We start from the raw sequence: 17,982 nt of genomic DNA, 5'->3' as shown, positions 1-17,982 counted from the left end.
GGGCCGCCGATTCACATCGGCGGCCCTTTTCGTTCGGACTGCTCAGGCGTTATTCCTTCGCCATGCCCGAAGCACCGTGACTCAGCCAGTCGAGCACGGCGGCGGCTTCGTCGTCGCTGGACTCGCGCGCGTGCGCGACCGTCTCGCTGATCTTCGCGCCCGGCTGCGGCGCCGCGCGGCGAATGGCCACGCCGACCGCGAGGATATCGATGATCACGAGATGCAGAATGCGCGAGATCATCGACAACTGCGACTCGCGAATCTCGATGTGATCCGTCTCCAGCGCCACCGTCGCGCGCTTGGCGAGCGGCGTGTTGCTCGACGTGATCGCGATGACCGTCGCGCCCTGCTGCATCGCCACTTCCAGCACGCGCAGCAGTTCCGGCGCGCGCCCGGACTTCGACACGGCCACGATCACATCGCCCTTGCCGAGCAGCGCCGCCGAGGCCGCCTGCATATACAGATCGCCGTAGGCAATCGTCGGGATGCCGAAGCGGAAGAACTTGTAATGCGCGTCCTGCGCGACGATGTTCGAATTCCCGAGGCCATAGAACTCGATGCGCCGCGCGCCGTTCAGAATGTCGATCGCGCGCTCGACGTTCTCGAAGTTCAGATGCTCGCGCAGCTGAAGGATGGCGGACACGGTGTTGTCCAGCACCTTCGCGCCGAAGTCGGTGGCCGTATCGCCGAGATGCACCTGACTGTGGCTCACCGGAATCGTGCCCGTGAGTCCCGTCGCGAGCTTCAGCTTGAAGTCGGAGAGGCCCTGACAGCCGAGCGAGCGGCAAAAGCGGATCACCGTCGGCTGGCTCACGTCCGCCTTGCGCGCAATGTCGATGATCGGATCGTTGATGATCGAGCGCGGGTGATTCAGCGCGAGATCGGCCACGCGCCGTTCGGCGGGCGTGAGCGCGTCGCGCATCTGGCGAATGCGTTCGAACACCGCCGACGATCCGCTGTTCGCGCGATTCGACAACTGCTCGGCAAGAATCGCGGAGACGCCGAGAAACGCGGGATATTCCGCGGTGATCACGTAAGTCGGAATGCCGGACAAATACTGCTGGAAGCGCCCTTTCGACTCGAATCGCTCGCGAAACGGCGACTTGTGGAACAGATCGCCCAGCTTCAGCACGATGCCGCCGCCGATATAAATGCCGCCCAGCGCGCCGAGCGTCACCGCGATGTTGCCCGCGAACGTGCCGAGGATCGCGCAGAAACAGTTCACCGTTTCGAGCGCGAGCGCCTCGCCCTGATGCGCGCGCGTGGTGACGTCGGCGGCGGTGAAGGTGTCTGCAACCGCCACGTTGTCGCGCTCCGCGAACGCGCGGTAGATCAGCTCCAGCCCCTGCCCCGCGCACACGCGCTCGAACGACACGTGCGGGTACTTGCGGCGCGCATAACGCGTGACGAGGTCTTCGCTCTCATCGAACGGCGAGAAGGTCGCGTGGCCGCCTTCGCTACCGAGCGCGATCCAGCGATCGTCCGCGGGGATCAGACCCGACACGCCCAGACCCGTGCCCGGACCCAGCAAGCCGATCACGCTGTTCTGCCGGCGCGCGCCGCCGCCCACCTGCACGCGCTGCGCATCGGTGAGACCGGGCAGCGCCATCGCGAGCGCGGTGAAGTCGTTGACGACGAGCAGCGTGTCGAAGCCGAGCGCGCGGCGCGTCGCTTCGATCGAAAAGCTCCAGTCGTGGTTCGTCATTTTCACGTGATCGCCGTCCACCGGATTGGCGATCGCGATCGCCGCGTGATTCACGCGGCCGACTTTCGTGTCCTTCAGATACTGCTGCATGACTTCGGCGATGCCCGGGTAATCGGCGCCCGGATACACGCGAATCTGCCCGATCTCGCCGGGCGCCGTCTCCAGCGCGAAGCGCGCGTTGGTGCCGCCGATGTCGGCGAGCAGCCTCGGTCCGTCGGCGTGGCTCGGCGCCGGCGCGGCCTTATGCACACCAGTAGACATCGAGCTTCACTCCTTCATCGTTGGCCAGGGTCGAGATGGCATTCTTTTGGCGCGCGGCGAGCGCCGCGTTCAGCACGTCCAGTTTCTTCTGGCCGGAGATGAAGAGAAAAAGCTGCTTCACCTGCTTGAGAGCGGACATCGACAGGCTCACTCGCGCGTGCGGCGCGCTGCCCGGATGCACGGCGACGAAGCGGTCCTGCGTGGAAATGGCGAAGTCCCATTCGGGCGCGTCCGCGAAGATGGACGCCGTGTGGCCGTCCTCGCCCATGCCGAGCACGGCGACATCCGGCAGACGGCGGCGCGCGTCGGCGTTGAGCGCGGCGACGTGCGCGTCGAGCGTGGCGGACGTATCGACGAGCGGCAGGAAGTAGGCGGCCGCGCCCGCGTCTTGCAGAAGCGTCTCGCGCACGAGGCGCGCGTTGCTCGCGGAATCGGTTTCAGGCACCCAGCGGTCGTCGACGAGCGTCACGTCGATATGCGCCCACGCGAGCGGCTCGCGCGAGAGCGTCTGCAAGAACGGACGCGGGCTCGTGCCGCCGGACACGGCGAGCGTGGCATGAGCGGACTGTCCTGATGCGGCTGCGCTGGCATCGGCCGATGCGGCGCCTCTGGCCGCGAGCGACGCGGCAAGCGCGTCGCTGACGGCCTTCGCCAGCGCGTCCGAGTGGGCGCGCGGGTCGTCGAAAGTGCGAAGCTCGATCACTGCTCCTCCATCCTGCTTGTCTTGGTTTATCGACCCGCCTTATGCCGCGAAGCCGCGAGCGGCCCGCGAAGCGGTCTTGTGTGCTGGCGCGCGCGGCGTCTCTCTGAATGGAGCCGTCAGCGCGACGCCCTCAATTCTCTTCTTCCAGCCAGCACGTGCCATGCTGCGCGAGCATTGCGCTCGACGCCGCCGGCCCCCACGTGCCCGCCGCGTACGGCTTGGGCTTGTTCGTCGACGCCGCCCACGCGTTGAGGATCGGCTCGACCCAGCGCCACGCGGCTTCCTGCTCGTCGCGACGCACGAAGAGCGCGAGCCGCCCGTGGATCACGTCCAGCAACAGCCGCTGGTACGCCTCCATCTGCCCTTCCTTGAAGAACTGGTCGAACGCGAGGTCCAGATGGACGCTTGCGAGATTCATGCCCTCGCCCGGCTGCTTGGCGAGGCAGTAGAGGCGAATGGTCTCGTTCGGCTGCAGGCGGATCACGAGCCGGTTCGCGCCCGCGCGCAACGCATTCGCGCCGAGCGCCGAATGCGGCACGGGCCGGAAATTCACGACGATCTCCGCGACGCGGTCCGCGAGCCGCTTGCCGGTGCGCAGGAAGAACGGCACGCCGGCCCAGCGCCAGTTTTCGATCTCGACTTTCAGCGCGACGAAGGTTTCCGTGTTGCTGTCGGGGCGCACGCCGGCTTCCGTCGCGTAGGCCGGCACCGATGCGCCGCGAATCACGCCCGCGTGATACTGCCCGCGCACGGCGACGCGGCTGATGTCGCGCTCGTCGATCGGCTTCAGCGCGCGCAGCACGCGCAGCTTCTCGTCGCGCACGGAGTCGGAATCCATCGAATGCGGCGGCTCCATCGTCACGATGGAAAGCAGTTGCAGCAAATGGTTCTGCACCATGTCGCGCAACGCGCCGGTGTTGTCGTAGAAGTCGCCGCGCGCTTCCACGCCGAGTTCTTCCGCAATGGTGATCTGGATGCTCTCGACCCACTCGCGCCGCCACAGCGGCTCGAAGAGCGCATTGCCGAAGCGCAGCGCGAGAAGGTTCTGCACCGGCTCCTTGCCGAGGTAATGGTCGATCCGGTAGATCTGCTCTTCCTGAAAGATCTCGCCGACCGCGTCGTTGATGGCGTTGGACGACTTCAGGTCATAGCCGAGCGGCTTTTCCAGCACGATGCGCGCGTTCTGGTTGAGGCCGACTTCCGACAGCGCGCGGCAGATGGGCACGAAGAGCGACGGCCCGGTCGCGAGATAAAACACGCGCGTGCCGTCGTATTTGGCGAGCGCGTCGCGCAGCACCACGAAGTCTTCCGCGCGGCCCAGGTCGAGCTGCACGTATTCGATGCGCTCCAGAAAGCTGCGCCACGCGGTCTCGTCCAGAGCCTTCTTCGACACATGAGGCTTCACGTGTTCCTCGACCCACGCGAGGTATTCGCCGGGAGCCTGCGCGCCGCGCGCCACGGCGACGATCTTGCCCGACGCGGCCAGCATGCCCGCCCGGTGCGCTTCGAACAGCGCCGGAAGAATCTTGCGCATGGACAAGTCGCCGGTCCCGCCGAAGAGCACGAAGATGAAGTTCGAGTCGCTTTGCATGGGTTTTGAGGCCGCCTGTGAAGTCGGTGGGACGTCGAACGAAAGGGTACCGTAGTTCGACAAAATTTTTTTTGACACTGAATTGTAGTTTAACTACAATCCAAATCAAGAGGAAATGTCACCCGGGAAAAAAATGGCTTGTCAATCAGAAGCTGAGTGTTTTCCCTAAGGCGACCGCGTACTCATGTTAGCGAAGACCGGAAATCGCTGCTTCCATGCACCGGCTGCGTCTCACACGTGTACCGCCTCGCGCCTGCGCCCTCTCGTCCGCTTGCAATGCGGCTCGTGTGCGCGGGTAAAAATCAAAAGCAATCACTAGCATGGGCCGGCACAGGCATGACGCCATCGGCTCACAGAGGAGACAGTCGTTGCGATTTGACCTACTCATCTCTTGAGAGCCGTGCGGCCGACTAATCGGTACCGGACTGCCGGCTTCGCACGCGCGCATGCATCGCCCGCGTGGCGCGCTTTTCCGCCGACACCCCGACACCCGAGCCCCGGCCACCCAAGCATTGCCGTTGTGTAACCACCGTTTTTTCAACGCTTCCTGGCGACATCAGGGGCCACTCGTTACTTGTTCAGGTGCTGGAGGAGATAAACAATGAAAGTCCGTAAGCTCATGGGCGCGCTGTGCGCCGCAGGTCTTCTGTGCGGCGCGACGGCGTCGGCGGTGCAGGCTGCCGAGGCTGTTTCCGTGCTGCACTGGTGGACCTCGGGCGGCGAATCGAAAGCGGTCGGCGTGCTCAAGGACGACATGACCAAGCAGGGCTATCAGTGGAAGGACTTCGCGGTCGCGGGCGGCGCAGGCGCTGCGGCAATGACCGCGCTGAAGACCCAGGTGATCTCGGGCAACGCGCCGTCGGCGGCTCAGATCAAGGGTCCGCTGATCCAGGAATGGTCGGAGCAAGGCGTGCTGGTGCCGATCGACTCCGTCGCCGGCGACTGGAAGAAGAACCTGCCGCCGGAAATCGACAAGATCATCCACGCTGACGGCCACTACGTCGCCGCGCCGTTCTCGGTGCATCGCGTGAACTGGCTGTACATCAACAAGGCCGCGCTCGACAAGGCAGGCGGCAAGGTGCCGACGACCTGGGCCGAGTTCTTCCAGGTGGCCGACAAGATGAAGGCCGCGGGCATCATGCCGATCGCGATGGGCGGCCAGCCGTGGCAAGACCTGACGCTGTGGGAAGACGTCGTGCTGTCGCAGGGCGCGGACTTCTACAAGAAGGCCATCGTCGATCTGGACCAGAAGACGCTGACCTCGGACAAGATGGTTCAGGTGTTCGACACCGTCCGCAAGATCCAGGGTTACTTCGATAGCGGCCGCACCGGCCGCGACTGGAACCTCGCCACCGCCATGGTCATCAACGGCAAGGCCGGCATGCAGTTCATGGGCGACTGGGCGAAGGGCGAATTCGCCGGCGCGAACAAGAAGGCCGGCACGGACTACATCTGCGCCGCGGTGCCGGGCACGGAGAAGGCGTACACCTTCAACGTCGACTCGTTCGTGTTCTTCCAGCAGAAGGGCCAGAAGGCCGCCACGCCGGGCCAGCTCGCGCTCGCGAAGACCATCATGTCGCCGGACTTCCAGGAACAGTTCAGCCTGAACAAAGGCTCGATCCCGGTGCGTCTCGGCGTGAAGATGGACAAATTCGACGACTGCGCGAAGAAGTCCTACGCTGATGAACAGACGGCGATCAAGTCGGGCGGCTATGTTCCGTCGCTCGCGCACGGCATGGCCCAGGGCGACGCTGTCGCGGGCGCCATGACCGACGTCGTGACGAAGTTCATGAATTCGTCGCAGGATTCGAAGAGCGCGGTTCAGGCGCTCGCGAACGCCGCCAAGACGAAGTAAGGACGTAGCAGCGTGACGGGCGGCAGGCGGCGCAGCACGGCCGCCCGCCGCCCGAGCCACAGAAGCGTCGCACATAAGTCGTACCAAGCGCGTACCAAGCGCCGGTCGTGCCGAAGTCAGCCGATCCGAAAGCACACCTTCGCACCGCGCGCGCAAGTCAGCGTCATTCAAGCGCGTCATGGCGCCATTCAAGCGCCGGCGCATCTTCCAGGAGTCGAGTTGTGACTGCCTCCCTCAGCGGTACCGCGGAAAAGAGTCCGCACCAGCCTCGCCGCGCTTCGCCCACGGCGGCGCTCGCCGATCGCTGGATTCCCAAGCTGGTGCTCGCTCCCAGCATCGTGATCGCGCTCGTGTTCGTCTACGGCTTCATCGCCGTGACGGGCTATCTGTCGCTGTCCGAATCGCGACTCATGCCGCGCTACGAGTTCGCCGGTTTCGACCGATACCGGCAACTCTTCGCCAACGACGTCTGGTGGACTTCCGCCGCCAATCTCGGCTGGTTCGGCATTCCGTTCATCGCCATCTGCGTCGGTCTGGGCCTCTTCCTCGCGATCCTGCTCGACCAGAAAATCCGCAACGAAGGCGCGCTGCGCGCGGTCTTTCTCTATCCGATGGCGCTGTCCTTCATCGTGACGGGCACCGCGTGGCAATGGATTCTGAACCCCGGCCTCGGCATCGAAAAGGTGTTCCACGACTGGGGCTGGACGAGCTTCACCTTTAACTGGCTCGGCGACCCGGACAAGGCCATCTTCTGCGTCGTGATCGCGGCGGTCTGGCAATCGAGCGGCTTCGTGATGGCGCTCTTCCTCGCCGGCCTGCGCGGCGTCGACAGCGAAATCTTCAAGGCCGCGCAAGTGGACGGCGCGACGCTGCCGACCATCTACCGCAAGATCGTGATTCCGAGCATGCGTCCGGTGTTCTTCTCCGTGCTGCTGATTCTCTGCCACATCACGATCAAGACCTTCGACCTCGTCGTCGCGTTGACCGCGGGCGGACCGGGCACGTCGTCGTCGCTGCCGGCCATCTTCATGTACACGTTCTCGTTCAACCGGGGGCAACTGGGCGTCGGCGCCGCTTCGTCGATGATGATGCTCGCCACGGTCGTCGCGGTTCTCGTGCCGCTCATGTATCTGGAATCGAGGAGCACCCGCAATGCAGCCTAAGATGACGATCAGCCGCGCCGTCATTTACGCGGTGCTGATTCTTTTCGCGCTCTACTTCCTGTTCCCGATCTACGTGATGCTGTCCACGTCGTTCAAGGACCTCGACCAGCTTCGCACCGGCAACCTGCTCACTCCGCCCACGCACGTCACATTCGCGCCGTGGGTGAAGGCGTGGCAGGAAGCGTGCACCGGCGTGCGCTGCGACGGCATGGAGCCGTTCTTCATGAACTCCGTGCGCATGGTGATTCCGGCCGTGCTGATCTCGTCGATCGTCGGCGCGTTCAACGGCTACGTGCTCACGCACTGGCGCTTCCGCGGCGCGGACGCGTTCTTCACGATGCTGCTCGTCGGCTGCTTCATCCCGTTTCAGGCCATTCTTTTGCCGATGGCGCGGCTGCAAGGCTTCCTCGGACTGTCGAACACGACGAGCGGCCTGGTGCTCGTGCACGTGATCTACGGCATCGCGTTCACGACCATGTTCTTCCGCAACTTCTACGTGAGCATTCCGGCTGAACTCGTGAAGGCGGCGCGCATCGACGGCGCGGGCTTCTTCACGATCTTCACGAAAATCCTGCTGCCCGTCTCGCTGCCGATCTTCATGGTCTGCCTGATCTGGCAGTTCACGCAGATCTGGAACGACTTCCTGTTCGGTATCGTGTTCTCGGGCGTGGATTCGATGCCGATCACGGTGGCGCTGAACAACCTCGTCAATACGTCGACGGGCGTGAAGGAATACAACGTGGACATGGCGGGCGCGATCATCGCGGCCTTGCCGACGATTCTCGTCTACATGATCGCAGGACGTTACTTCGTGCGCGGCCTGACGGCGGGCGCGGTGAAGGGTTGAGCGCAACGAACGCGCTTCCCGCTGAAGAGACAACATAGAGGATTCAAGCATGGCAAGCCTTTCCATCCGTGACGTGTACAAGACCTACCCGAACGGGGTGCCGGTTCTCAAGGGCGTCAACATCGACATCGAGGACGGACAGTTTCTGATCCTCGTGGGCGGCTCGGGCTGCGGCAAGTCCACGCTGCTCAACATGATCGCGGGGCTGGAGACCGTCACCAAGGGCGAGATCCAGATCGACGGCAAGACGGTCAACAACCTCTCGCCGAAGGACCGCGATATCGCGATGGTGTTCCAGTCCTACGCGCTCTACCCTTCCATGAGCGTGCGCGACAACATCTCGTTCGGCCTCAACATCCGCAAGGTGCCGAAGGACGAGCAGAAGAAGATCGTCGATCGCGTGTCCGAGACGCTGCAGATCGGCCACCTGCTCGACCGCAAGCCGGGGCAACTGTCGGGCGGTCAGCGTCAGCGCGTCGCCATGGGCCGCGCACTTGCGCGCGATCCGGTGATGTTCCTCTTCGACGAGCCGCTCTCGAACCTCGACGCCAAGCTGCGCATCGAGATGCGTTCCGAAATCAAGCTGCTGCATCAGCGCCTCGGCACGACCATTGTCTACGTGACGCACGATCAGATCGAAGCGATGACGCTCGGCGACCGCATCGCCGTGATGAAGGACGGCATCGTGCAGCAGTTCGGCGCGCCGCAGGAAATCTACGATTCGCCGTCGAACCTGTTCGTCGCGGGCTTCATCGGCGCGCCGCCGATGAACTTCATCAGCGGCAAGCTGGTCGAGGCCGGCGCGGGCGTCGGCCTGCAACTGGACACGGGCGTCGCGCGCAATGTGCTGAAGCTGCCGTTCGATGCCGCGAAGCTGCGCGGCAGGATCGGTCAGGACGTGGTGCTCGGCCTGCGCCCCGAGCGCATCACCGACGCGCGCAGCGCGCACGACGTCGCAGACGCGAGCCTGCAACCGATGGACGTGCGCGTCGACGTGATCGAGCCGACCGGCCCGGACACGCTCGTGTTCGCGCAGGTGAACGGCAAGCGCATCGTGTCGCGCGTGCACCCGGCGAGCAATCCGCAGCCGTTGTCGAACATGACGCTGCTGTTCGATGTGTCGAAGGCGGTGCTGTTCGATCCGAAGACGGAAGAGCGGCTGGCCTGAGCGCCGTCGTCGCTAATCTGCTTCGAAGCCGCGCCTCGTGCGCGGCTTTTTCTTTGATGGCGCGGTCGCACCGATGCGGCACAATCAGCGTTTCGCTTTTGAATGCGCCGCGCCATGTCCCTGCTCTCCGATCACCCTTCGCTCCTCTGGCCGCAAGCCGACAACCCTGATCCCTTCATCGGACTCGAATCGCTCGACGACGCCCGCGTACAAGCCTGGGTCGATGCGCAGAACCGCCGCACCGAAGCCGCGTTCGGCGAAACGCCCGACGCGCGCGCGCTCGCCGCGCGGCTCGAGAAGGCGTACACGTCGCAGGATCGCATCGTCACCTGCTCGCGATACGGCGACTGGGCCTACAACACGTGGCAGGACGACGCGCATCCGCTCGGCATCGTGCGCCGCGCGCCGTGGAGCGCGTGGCTGGCCGGCACGCCCGAATGGGACATCGTGCTCGACGTCGACGCGCTCGACCTCAACACGAACAAGCGCGACGACACGCGCTGGGCCCTCGCCGACTTCGACATGCTCTACCCCGGCTATGACCGCGCGCTCGTCTCGCTGTCGCCGGGCGGATCGGATGCGTGCATCGTGCGCGAGTTCGATATCGAGGAACGCCGCTTCGTCGAAGACGGCTTCGTGCTGCCGGACGTCGGCAAGCACGACATTTCGTGGATCGACCGCGATACGGTCTATGTCGGCTGGGACGACAGCAAGACGAGCGCGCGGCCCGCGCTCACCACTTCCGGCTTTCCGCGTCAGGCGCGGCGCTGGAAGCGCGGCACGCCGCTCGCGGATGCGCCCGTCGTGTTCGAAGGCGCGCGCCGCGACGTGTCGGCGGGCGCGGACTACGATCCGCTCGAAAAGCTGCATCTCGCGTCGCGCGCCGTCACGTTCTATGACACGCTGCACTTCTGGCTCGACGAGACCGCGAACGAATGGCGTCAGTACGACCTGCCTCAGCACGCCGAGATCGAGCACTGGAACGGCTGGCTCTTCGTCACGCCGCGCAAGCAATGGAACGTGGGCGGCCGGCGTCACGCGGCGGGCTCGCTCACCGTGATCCGGCGCGACGCGTTTCTCGACGGCTCGCGCCATTTCACTGCCCTCTTTACGCCCGCCGAGCGGCGCGTGCTGGCGAGCATCGACTTCACGAAGCAATGGCTGATTCTCTCGCAAATGGACGACGGCACGCCGCGCGTCACGCTCTGGCGTCCGCCCGCGGATCACGACGGCGCGTGGCAAGCGCGCGAGTTCGCGTTGCCGGAGGCGAGCCAGAGCTATGTCGATTCCGTCGACAGCGAGCGCGACGACACGGTGCTCATTCACGTCGAGCACTTTCTGATGCCGCCGTCGCTCTATCACGCCGATCTCGCCAGCGACGCCCCGTGGACCTTGCTCGCGCGCCTGCCCGCGCAGTTCGACGCGAGCGGGCTGACCGCCGTGCGCCGCCACGCGATTGCGCCCGACGGCGAGCGCATTCCGTACTGGCTGATCGGCCGCGATGTCGATGCGCAAACGCCGCAGCAAGCGCGGCCGTGCCTCCTCTACGGCTACGGCGGCTTCGAAGTCGCGCTCGACCCGCATTACGACGCGACGACCGGCATCGCGTGGCTGGAGCGCGGCGGCCTGTACGCGGTGGCGAACATTCGCGGCGGCGGCGAGTTCGGTCCGCAATGGCATCAGGCGGCGCTGCGCGAGAACCGGCAAGTCTCGTTCGACGATTTTGTGGCGGTCGCGCAGGCGCTCGTCGAAAGCGGCGTCACCACGGCGAAGCAGCTCGCCATTCGCGGCGCGAGCAACGGCGGCCTGCTCACCGCCGTGTGCATGGTGCAGCGGCCGGAGTGCTTCGGCGCGGTGCTGTCCGAAGTGCCGCTCGTCGACATGGCGCGCTTCCATACGCTTTTGCAAGGCGCATCGTGGATCGACGAGTACGGCGATCCGGACGACGCCGCCGATCTGCCGCATCTGATGGCTTATTCGCCGTATCAGAACGTCAAGGCGGATGCCGCCTATCCGCCGGCGCTCTTCACGTCATCCACGAGCGACGACCGCGTGCATCCGGGCCACGCGCGCAAGATGGTCGCGAAGATGCAGGCGCAAGGCCACGACAACGTCTGGTATCAGGAAACGGGCGAAGGCGGGCACGGCGCGGGCGTCGAGCCGGAAGCGGTCGCGCAGGCGGAAGCGGCGGCGTTCACGTTCCTCGCGTCCGTTGTCGGGCCGCTGCCGCTACAGCCGTGATCCGCTCGCGGCGCAACGGCGCGTTTCGGTGAAAAAGCGTCGCTCTCTTACGATTCGAATTCGTTCGATATAGCCGAGCTTACGGCCCGCCTATAGTTCAACCATTCCTTGTTGATCCGGCGAAACACCTTCCTCGACAGAAGGTGCGCGGCAACGGGAATGGTTTGACTGACTTTTCGACCGAAACGAACCGATCGGGAACACCTTTGACCCAGGCACCCGATTCTCGACAGGAGGAGACGCCTATCGCCCAAGCCGAATCGAGCGAGTATTCACCTTTGACCCGGACGAATACTGCCCACTGAGAACCGCTCGACCGCGCCGCCTTCTGACCCAAGGCGGCATGAGTCGAGTTGGAAGCACCTTTGACCCAGATTGACCTCGCCATCGCGCGAGGTTTTTTTTTGCCCGCGCGCCGCGCGACTGCCTGATTTCAGACGCGCACGGGCGCGGCGTGCGAGCGCATCACGAGCGTGCGCCCGGCGAAAGTCAGGACGCCGCACGTGCCGATCACGATGCCCATGCCGTGCGGCGAGACGTCGTGAAAGAGGCCGACCGCGAGACTCGCCAGCGCGCCGAGCGCGAGCTGCATTGCGCCGAAGACGGCGGCGGCTGCGCCCGCATTGCGCGGATAACGGTGCATGAGTTCGGTCGTGCAATTGGCGGACAAGAGGCCGACTACGCCGACCACGAAGAACAGGCTCGCGACGATCGACCACAAGCCGCCCCAGCCCGTCAGCGCGACGAACGCGACCACGATGGCCGCCACGACGCTGACGAACGCCGCTGCCGAGATCATCTTCATCGCGCCGACGCGCCCGACGAGCTTCGTATTGAGCACGTTCCCGCCGATGATCCCGACGATATTCAGCCCGAACAGCAGCCCGTAATGCTGCGGCTTGACGTGGAAATAGTCGATGTAGACGAAGGGCGTCGCGGTGATGTACGCGAACATCGACGCGAACGCCATGCCGCCGCAGAGCACGTGGCCCCACGTGACGGGATCGGTCAGGAGATGCCCGTAGGCCGCGAACGACGTGCCGAGCGCCGCGCCCGCGCGTTTCTCCTTCGGCCACGTTTCGGGCACGCGCAGGAACGCGGTCACCGCGCACAGCGTGCCGAAGAGCGTGAGCGCAACGAAGACCACACGCCAGCCGCCGAGCAGCAGCAGTTGTCCGCCGATCAGCGGCGCGAGCAGCGGGCCGATGGACGTCACGATGGACAGCATCGACAGGACGCGGGCGGCGTCGGACGGCGCGTGGGCGTCGCGGGCGATGGCGCGCGCCAGCACGGACGCCGCGCCCGCGCCGAGCGCCTGAAGGAAGCGCACGAACACGAGTGCGTCGATGGAGAACGCCGTCGCGCAGGCGATGCTCGCGATCGCATACAACGCGATGCCGCCCAGAAGAATCGGCCGCCTGCCGTAGGCATCGGACAGCGGGCCGTACAACAGCATGCCGAACGAGAAGCCGAACATGAAGCTCGTCAGCGTGCTTTGCGCGGCGGCCGGGCTCGTCCCGAACGCGGCGGCGAGCGACGGCAGGCTCGGCAAATACATGTCGATGGACAGCGGACCGCATGCGGCGAGCGCGCCGAGCAACAGGATCAGCCGGCCATCGGGCCGGCGGCGGGTGGTGTCTGACATCGAGTGTGCAAGGAAGAGGACGGGCGCTCAATGGCCCGTCGTGGTGGTTGCAGCTATCGGGGGAAGCGTTCGAAGCGAGCGGCCATTGTACGCGACGCCCGGATCTGGCCGGGTGCGCTAAGCTCACCGCTCCTGCGCTTTCCGCCTTGCCCCCTTGCCACGACCCGATGACCGCCTTTTTGCTGATCTGGAGCCCGAAGAAGTGGCCGTGGCCCGAGTTGCCCGACATCGCGCGCCGCGTGGCGGCAGGCGAAGCCGTCGCCGATGTCTGGGGCTGCGGCACGGCGCGCGGCCTCGTGCCGGGCGATCGCGTGTTCGTGCATCGCGTGGCGCAGGAGCCGAAGGGCGTGTTCGGCTCGGGCTACGTGACGCGCGCGCCGTACGAGGTGCCGGACGCGCAGTCGAAGCGCGGGTATCGGCTATGCATCGACTTCGTGTATGACTGGCTCGCCGATGCACACGAGAAAGTCGTCGTCACGCGCGACGAACTGCGGGCGCACCCGTTCTCCGTGCAGACGTGGGATGCGCAAAGCTCCGGCACGCTCATCAAGCCGATGGCCGAGGGCGCGCTCGAAAAGCTCTGGACCGAGCGCACCGGCCGGCGCGGACGTCCGCCCGCGTTGAGCAATCCCGTTCCCGCGATGCCGAGCAAAGCGAGCGCGCGCCAGGCCCGCGCAGCCGACGACGCGCCGCCGCGCAAGCCCGCGCGAACGCGCCAGCCGTAACCGGCTCCCCTTCAACGACTCCGGTACAATTTCAGGCAACATTTGTCGCACCGGACGCGCATCGGCGCCGTGCTTTCATCGCGCCGGGCGGCGTCTTTCGCCGCGTAAGCCGGTCGCGTGTCTTGCATCCACTTTCAGCGCAGGCCTTCTCCATGTCCAAGAACCAAGCCCTCTTCGAACGCGCTCAGCGAACCATCCCCGGCGGCGTGAATTCGCCGGTGCGGGCGTTTCGCTCGGTCGGCGGCACGCCCCGCTTCATCGAGCGCGCGCAAGGCCCGTACTTCTGGGATGCCGAAGGCAAACGCTATATCGACTACATCGGCTCGTGGGGGCCGATGATCGTCGGCCACGTGCACCCGGAAGTGCTCGAAGCGGTGCAGCGCGTGCTCGCCGACGGCTTCTCGTTCGGCGCGCCGACTGAAGCGGAAATCGAAATCGCGGAGGAAATCTGCAAGCTCGTTCCGTCGATCGAACAGGTGCGCATGGTGTCTTCGGGCACCGAAGCGACGATGAGCGCACTGCGTCTTGCGCGCGGCTTCACGAACCGCAGCCGCATCGTAAAGTTCGAGGGCTGCTATCACGGCCACGCGGACAGCCTGCTGGTGAAGGCGGGCTCGGGCCTGCTGACTTTCGGCAATCCGACGTCGGCGGGCGTTCCCGCGGACATCGCCAAGCATACGACGGTGCTCGAATACAACAACGTCGAGCAACTCAACGAAGCATTTGCTGCGTTCGGCGCGGAAATCGCGTCGGTGATCGTGGAGCCGGTCGCGGGCAACATGAACCTCGTGCGCGCGACGCCCGAGTTCCTGAACGCCCTGCGTGAACGCTGCAACGAGTACGGCGCCGTGCTGATTTTCGACGAAGTGATGTGCGGGTTTCGCGTCGCGCTCGGCGGCGCGCAGCAGGTGTACGGCATCCAGCCAGACCTGACGTGCCTCGGCAAGGTCATCGGCGGCGGCATGCCGGCGGCGGCATTCGGCGGACGACGCGACATCATGGCGCATCTCGCGCCGCTCGGCGGCGTCTATCAGGCGGGCACGCTCTCGGGCAATCCCATCGCGGTCGCGGCGGGCCTGAAGACCTTGCAGATCATCCAGCGCGAAGGCTTCTACGACGACCTCGCAAGGAAGACGCGCAAGCTCGTCGACGGGCTGACTGCCGCCGCCCGCCAAGCGAAGGTGCCCTTCTGCGCCGACTCCATCGGCGGCATGTTCGGCCTGTACTTCATGGATCAGGTGCCGGGCAGCTTCGCGCAGATCGCGAAGGGCGACACGACACGCTTCAACGCGTTCTTCCACGCGATGCTCGATGCCGGCGTGTACTTCGCGCCGTCCGCGTTCGAAGCCGGGTTCGTGTCGAGCGCCCACGACGACGCCGTCCTCGACGCGACGCTCGACGCCGCGCGTGGCGCGTTCGCGTCGCTCGCGGTTTAAGGCCGCGTCGCGCAACGGGCCGCCGCGATGTTCTCGCAATCCGATTTCACCTACATGGAGCGCGCGCTCGCGCTCGCCTCGCGCGGCATGTACACGACGACGCCGAATCCGCGCGTCGGCTGCGTGCTGGTCAAGAACGGCGAAGTGATCGGCATGGGCTTCACGCAGCCGGCCGGCCAGGATCACGCCGAAGTGCGCGCGCTGAAAGACGCCCGTTCGCGCGGCAAGGACCCGCGCGGCGCGACCGCCTACGTGACGCTCGAACCGTGCAGCCACTTCGGGCGCACGCCGCCCTGCGCGCACGCGCTGATCGACGCGCGCGTCGAGAAAGTCATCGCGGCGATGGAAGACCCGAACCCGACGGTCTCCGGGCGCGGACTCGCGATGCTGCGCGACGCGGGCATCGACGTGCGCTGCGGGCTGCTCGCGAACGAGGCGCACGAGATGAACATCGGCTTCGTCTCGCGCATGACGCGCCGTCGCCCGTGGGTGCGCATGAAAGTGGCGGCGACGCTCGACGGGCGCACGGGTCTGCCGTCGGGCGAGAGCCAGTGGATCACCGGCGAAGACGCGCGCGCCGACGGTCACGCCTGGCGCGCTCGCGCCTGCGCAATCCTGACCGGCATCGGCACGGTGCGCGAGGACGATCCGCAACTCACCGTGCGCGCGGTCGACACGCCGCGCCAGCCGCAGCGCGTTCTGATCGACAGCCGGCTCAACGTGCCGCTGGACGCGCGCATTCTGGACGGCGCGCCGCCGTGGATCTTCCATTCCGCCAATGCCGACGCGCAACGCGCCGCGTTGCTGCGCGACAAGGGCGCGCAATTGATCGAGTTGTCGAACGAGCACGGCAAGGTGGATCTTCCCGCGATGCTCACGGCGCTCGCGGATCGCGGCATCAACGAATTGCACGTCGAGGCGGGCCACAAGCTGAACGGCTCGCTCTTGCGCGAAGGCTGCGTCGATGAACTGCTGGTGTATCTCGCGCCGAGCCTGCTCGGCAGCGCGCCCGGCATGTTCGACTTCGCGCCGCCCGCCACGCTGGATGCGCGGCCGCATCTCAAGTTTCATCGCATCGACCGGCTCGGCGACGATCTGCGCATTCTGGCGCGCTTCGCCGATGCGCACGTCGCCGGTCCGCTGCTCTAAACACGCTTCGATAAAGGAACGCGCTTCATGTTTACAGGAATCGTCGCGGCGGTAGGCCGCATCGAAAAGGTGACGCCGCTCGGCACGGAGCCGCAAGCCGGCGTGCGTCTGCGGGTGGCGGCGGGCGGCCTCGACCTCGCGGACGTCGAACTGGGCGACAGCATCGCGATTCAGGGCGCGTGCATGACGGTGATCGAAAAGACGCCGGATGCGTTCGATGTCGACGTCTCGCGCGAAAGCCTGAACAAGACGGTCGGCCTCGGCGATGCGGGCGCGGAGGTCAATCTGGAAAAGGCGCTGCGGGCGCACGACCGGCTGGGCGGGCATCTGGTTTCCGGCCACGTCGACGGGCTCGGCACGGTGTCGCGCTTCGAGCGCGTGGGCGAATCGCACGAATTGCGCATCGTCGCGCCGAAGGACATCGGCAAGTATCTGGCGTACAAAGGCTCCGTGACCGTGAACGGCGTCAGTCTCACGGTGAACGCCGTGGAGGATCGCGCGGACGGCTGCGAGTTTTCCATCAATCTGATTCCGCACACGGTCGAAGTGACGACGTTGAAGGCGCTTCACGTTGGCGCGAAGGTGAATCTGGAGATCGATCTGATCGCGCGATATGTGGAGAGGATGATGTCGGCGGGGTCGCTGGCGAATGGCGCGTAGCCCCGAAGCCGCAACATTCTTCGGCGATCGCTGACCGCTGCCGCATGTTGATTTAAATGCGCATGCATCGCCACATGAAGAGAGCGAACATGCGGCATGCGACGAGCGACTCCGTTCCGCGCCGGGCGACGAACATCAGCCTGCCCGAAGACGTCTATAAGGACGCGAAAGCGCTCGGCATCAACTTCTCGCAGACGTGCGAGCGGGCGATCCGGCAGGCAGTACAGATGGAAAAGGATCGCCAGTGGGCGATCAAACGCGCGGCCTTCATCCAAGCGTACAACGACATGATCGAGCGCGACGGCTTACCGCTCGGGCAGTATCGGACGTTTTGATGGCCCGGTTCGACGTTTTTCGCGAATCCATTGGACACGCCAGTACGCCTTACATTGCCGAGGTCCAGAGAAATCGTCTGTCGGGGCTGGCAACCCGCGTGGTCATTCCACTGCGCCGATTAGACCGGCTCCCTGTGGTACCGCTTCCGCCCGATCTAATCCCCGTGTTCGTCATCGAGGGAATCGAGTGCATGCTCGATACCCCGACGCTTGCCGCCATCCCGCGCAGCGCGCTGACCAAGCCAGTCAGCTCGCTCGTACATCGACAGGACGAAATTTGTCGACGCTAGACCGGTTGTTTGGCGGATGGTGAGCGTCATACGCAAACGTCGCTGAAGCGCGCGCGTTGCCGGACATCGCGCATCGTGCGGCGCCGGGGCCGCCCCCCCCCCCCCCCCCCCCCCCCCCCCCCCCCCCCCCCCGGCGCGGTGGAGGAGGCGCAGGAGCGCAGCCGCGAGCAGGAAGCGCGTCGCGCGGAGCTCGAAGTCATGCGCGCGA

15 protein-coding genes are annotated in these 17,982 nt (G+C 65.6%); 11 read left to right on the top strand and 4 right to left on the bottom strand.

Annotated elements, in window-relative coordinates:
* Positions 1-49: 49 nt before the first annotated feature.
* The 3 genes from NCR35_RS05235 to zwf all read right to left on the bottom strand — a co-directional run bounded on the left by NCR35_RS05235 (position 50) and on the right by zwf (position 4,260).
* Positions 50-1,966, bottom strand: a complete 1,917-nt coding sequence (locus tag NCR35_RS05235) for a bifunctional transcriptional regulator/glucokinase (protein ID WP_250533445.1) — start codon at positions 1,964-1,966, stop codon at positions 50-52.
* Positions 1,947-2,669 carry a 6-phosphogluconolactonase gene (gene pgl, locus NCR35_RS05230; protein ID WP_244848212.1) on the bottom strand — a complete coding sequence of 241 codons (723 nt, stop codon included), beginning with the start codon at positions 2,667-2,669 and terminating at the stop codon, positions 1,947-1,949. Before pgl ends, NCR35_RS05235 begins: the two co-directional genes overlap by 20 nt.
* A 130-nt stretch (positions 2,670-2,799) precedes the next feature.
* Positions 2,800-4,260, bottom strand: coding sequence for a glucose-6-phosphate dehydrogenase (gene zwf / locus NCR35_RS05225; protein ID WP_250533444.1), 1,461 nt, complete (start codon positions 4,258-4,260; stop codon positions 2,800-2,802).
* A 601-nt stretch (positions 4,261-4,861) separates the two neighbouring features.
* Between zwf and NCR35_RS05220 the strand changes: the two genes are divergently transcribed.
* The 5 genes from NCR35_RS05220 (at position 4,862) to NCR35_RS05200 (ending at position 11,534) form a co-directional block, all read left to right on the top strand.
* The gene (locus tag NCR35_RS05220; RefSeq protein ID WP_250533442.1) at positions 4,862-6,115 is read left to right on the top strand and encodes an ABC transporter substrate-binding protein; all 1,254 of its coding nucleotides are present in this window, start codon (positions 4,862-4,864) and stop codon (positions 6,113-6,115) included.
* 221 nt (positions 6,116-6,336) lie between these two features.
* Complete coding sequence (locus NCR35_RS05215; RefSeq protein WP_206467800.1) at positions 6,337-7,278, top strand: carbohydrate ABC transporter permease; 942 nt, start codon at positions 6,337-6,339, stop codon at positions 7,276-7,278.
* The gene (locus tag NCR35_RS05210) at positions 7,268-8,125 is read left to right on the top strand and encodes a carbohydrate ABC transporter permease (protein WP_250533441.1); all 858 of its coding nucleotides are present in this window, start codon (positions 7,268-7,270) and stop codon (positions 8,123-8,125) included. Before NCR35_RS05215 ends, NCR35_RS05210 begins: the two co-directional genes overlap by 11 nt.
* A 49-nt stretch (positions 8,126-8,174) precedes the next feature.
* The gene (locus NCR35_RS05205; RefSeq protein WP_244848206.1) at positions 8,175-9,293 is read left to right on the top strand and encodes an ABC transporter ATP-binding protein; all 1,119 of its coding nucleotides are present in this window, start codon (positions 8,175-8,177) and stop codon (positions 9,291-9,293) included.
* Positions 9,294-9,407: 114 nt separating this feature from the next.
* On the top strand, positions 9,408-11,534 hold the full coding sequence (locus tag NCR35_RS05200; RefSeq protein ID WP_250533440.1) for a prolyl oligopeptidase family serine peptidase: 2,127 nt from the start codon (positions 9,408-9,410) through the stop codon (positions 11,532-11,534).
* Between the two features lie 433 nt (positions 11,535-11,967).
* Here the strand turns inward: NCR35_RS05200 and NCR35_RS05195 are convergent, their stop codons facing one another.
* Positions 11,968-13,179, bottom strand: a complete 1,212-nt coding sequence (locus NCR35_RS05195) for a Bcr/CflA family multidrug efflux MFS transporter (protein ID WP_250533439.1) — start codon at positions 13,177-13,179, stop codon at positions 11,968-11,970.
* A gap of 167 nt (positions 13,180-13,346) precedes the next feature.
* On the opposite strand from NCR35_RS05195, the gene NCR35_RS05190 reads away from it, so the two are divergent.
* The 6 genes from NCR35_RS05190 (at position 13,347) to NCR35_RS05165 (ending at position 17,774) form a co-directional block, all read left to right on the top strand.
* The gene (locus tag NCR35_RS05190; protein WP_250533438.1) at positions 13,347-13,904 is read left to right on the top strand and encodes a hypothetical protein; all 558 of its coding nucleotides are present in this window, start codon (positions 13,347-13,349) and stop codon (positions 13,902-13,904) included.
* Between the two features lie 152 nt (positions 13,905-14,056).
* The gene (gene hemL / locus NCR35_RS05185; protein WP_250533437.1) at positions 14,057-15,340 is read left to right on the top strand and encodes a glutamate-1-semialdehyde 2,1-aminomutase; all 1,284 of its coding nucleotides are present in this window, start codon (positions 14,057-14,059) and stop codon (positions 15,338-15,340) included.
* Between the two features lie 27 nt (positions 15,341-15,367).
* Positions 15,368-16,489: a bifunctional diaminohydroxyphosphoribosylaminopyrimidine deaminase/5-amino-6-(5-phosphoribosylamino)uracil reductase RibD gene (gene ribD, locus NCR35_RS05180; RefSeq protein ID WP_250533436.1), complete on the top strand. Its 1,122-nt coding sequence runs from the start codon at positions 15,368-15,370 to the stop codon at positions 16,487-16,489.
* 27 nt (positions 16,490-16,516) lie between these two features.
* Positions 16,517-17,149 carry a riboflavin synthase gene (locus tag NCR35_RS05175; RefSeq protein ID WP_250533435.1) on the top strand — a complete coding sequence of 211 codons (633 nt, stop codon included), beginning with the start codon at positions 16,517-16,519 and terminating at the stop codon, positions 17,147-17,149.
* A gap of 74 nt (positions 17,150-17,223) precedes the next feature.
* Positions 17,224-17,484, top strand: coding sequence for a type II toxin-antitoxin system CcdA family antitoxin (locus tag NCR35_RS05170; protein WP_250533434.1), 261 nt, complete (start codon positions 17,224-17,226; stop codon positions 17,482-17,484).
* The gene (locus tag NCR35_RS05165; RefSeq protein WP_250533433.1) at positions 17,484-17,774 is read left to right on the top strand and encodes a CcdB family protein; all 291 of its coding nucleotides are present in this window, start codon (positions 17,484-17,486) and stop codon (positions 17,772-17,774) included. The genes NCR35_RS05170 and NCR35_RS05165 overlap by 1 nt, the downstream gene beginning before the upstream one ends.
* The last annotated feature ends 208 nt before the right edge of the window (positions 17,775-17,982 follow it).

Origin of the sequence: Caballeronia sp. AZ10_KS36 (assembly GCF_023631105.1) — a bacterium.
Taxonomy (GTDB): domain Bacteria; phylum Pseudomonadota; class Gammaproteobacteria; order Burkholderiales; family Burkholderiaceae; genus Caballeronia.
Note: the sequence above shows the minus strand (reverse complement) of the source record. Positions and strands in the feature narration are given on the sequence as shown.

What these genes read in the sequence shown, in the direction of transcription:
- NCR35_RS05235 (WP_250533445.1), bottom strand. Translation starts at nt 1,966, where the DNA reads ATGTCTACTGGTGTGCATAAGGCCGCGCCGGCGCCGAGCCACGCCGAC.
- zwf (WP_250533444.1), bottom strand. Translation starts at nt 4,260, where the DNA reads ATGCAAAGCGACTCGAACTTCATCTTCGTGCTCTTCGGCGGGACCGGC.
- NCR35_RS05220 (WP_250533442.1), top strand. Translation starts at nt 4,862, where the DNA reads ATGAAAGTCCGTAAGCTCATGGGCGCGCTGTGCGCCGCAGGTCTTCTG.
- NCR35_RS05210 (WP_250533441.1), top strand. Translation starts at nt 7,268, where the DNA reads ATGCAGCCTAAGATGACGATCAGCCGCGCCGTCATTTACGCGGTGCTG.
- NCR35_RS05205 (WP_244848206.1), top strand. Translation starts at nt 8,175, where the DNA reads ATGGCAAGCCTTTCCATCCGTGACGTGTACAAGACCTACCCGAACGGG.
- NCR35_RS05200 (WP_250533440.1), top strand. Translation starts at nt 9,408, where the DNA reads ATGTCCCTGCTCTCCGATCACCCTTCGCTCCTCTGGCCGCAAGCCGAC.
- NCR35_RS05195 (WP_250533439.1), bottom strand. Translation starts at nt 13,179, where the DNA reads ATGTCAGACACCACCCGCCGCCGGCCCGATGGCCGGCTGATCCTGTTG.
- NCR35_RS05190 (WP_250533438.1), top strand. Translation starts at nt 13,347, where the DNA reads ATGACCGCCTTTTTGCTGATCTGGAGCCCGAAGAAGTGGCCGTGGCCC.
- hemL (WP_250533437.1), top strand. Translation starts at nt 14,057, where the DNA reads ATGTCCAAGAACCAAGCCCTCTTCGAACGCGCTCAGCGAACCATCCCC.
- ribD (WP_250533436.1), top strand. Translation starts at nt 15,368, where the DNA reads ATGTTCTCGCAATCCGATTTCACCTACATGGAGCGCGCGCTCGCGCTC.
- NCR35_RS05175 (WP_250533435.1), top strand. Translation starts at nt 16,517, where the DNA reads ATGTTTACAGGAATCGTCGCGGCGGTAGGCCGCATCGAAAAGGTGACG.
- NCR35_RS05170 (WP_250533434.1), top strand. Translation starts at nt 17,224, where the DNA reads ATGAAGAGAGCGAACATGCGGCATGCGACGAGCGACTCCGTTCCGCGC.
- NCR35_RS05165 (WP_250533433.1), top strand. Translation starts at nt 17,484, where the DNA reads ATGGCCCGGTTCGACGTTTTTCGCGAATCCATTGGACACGCCAGTACG.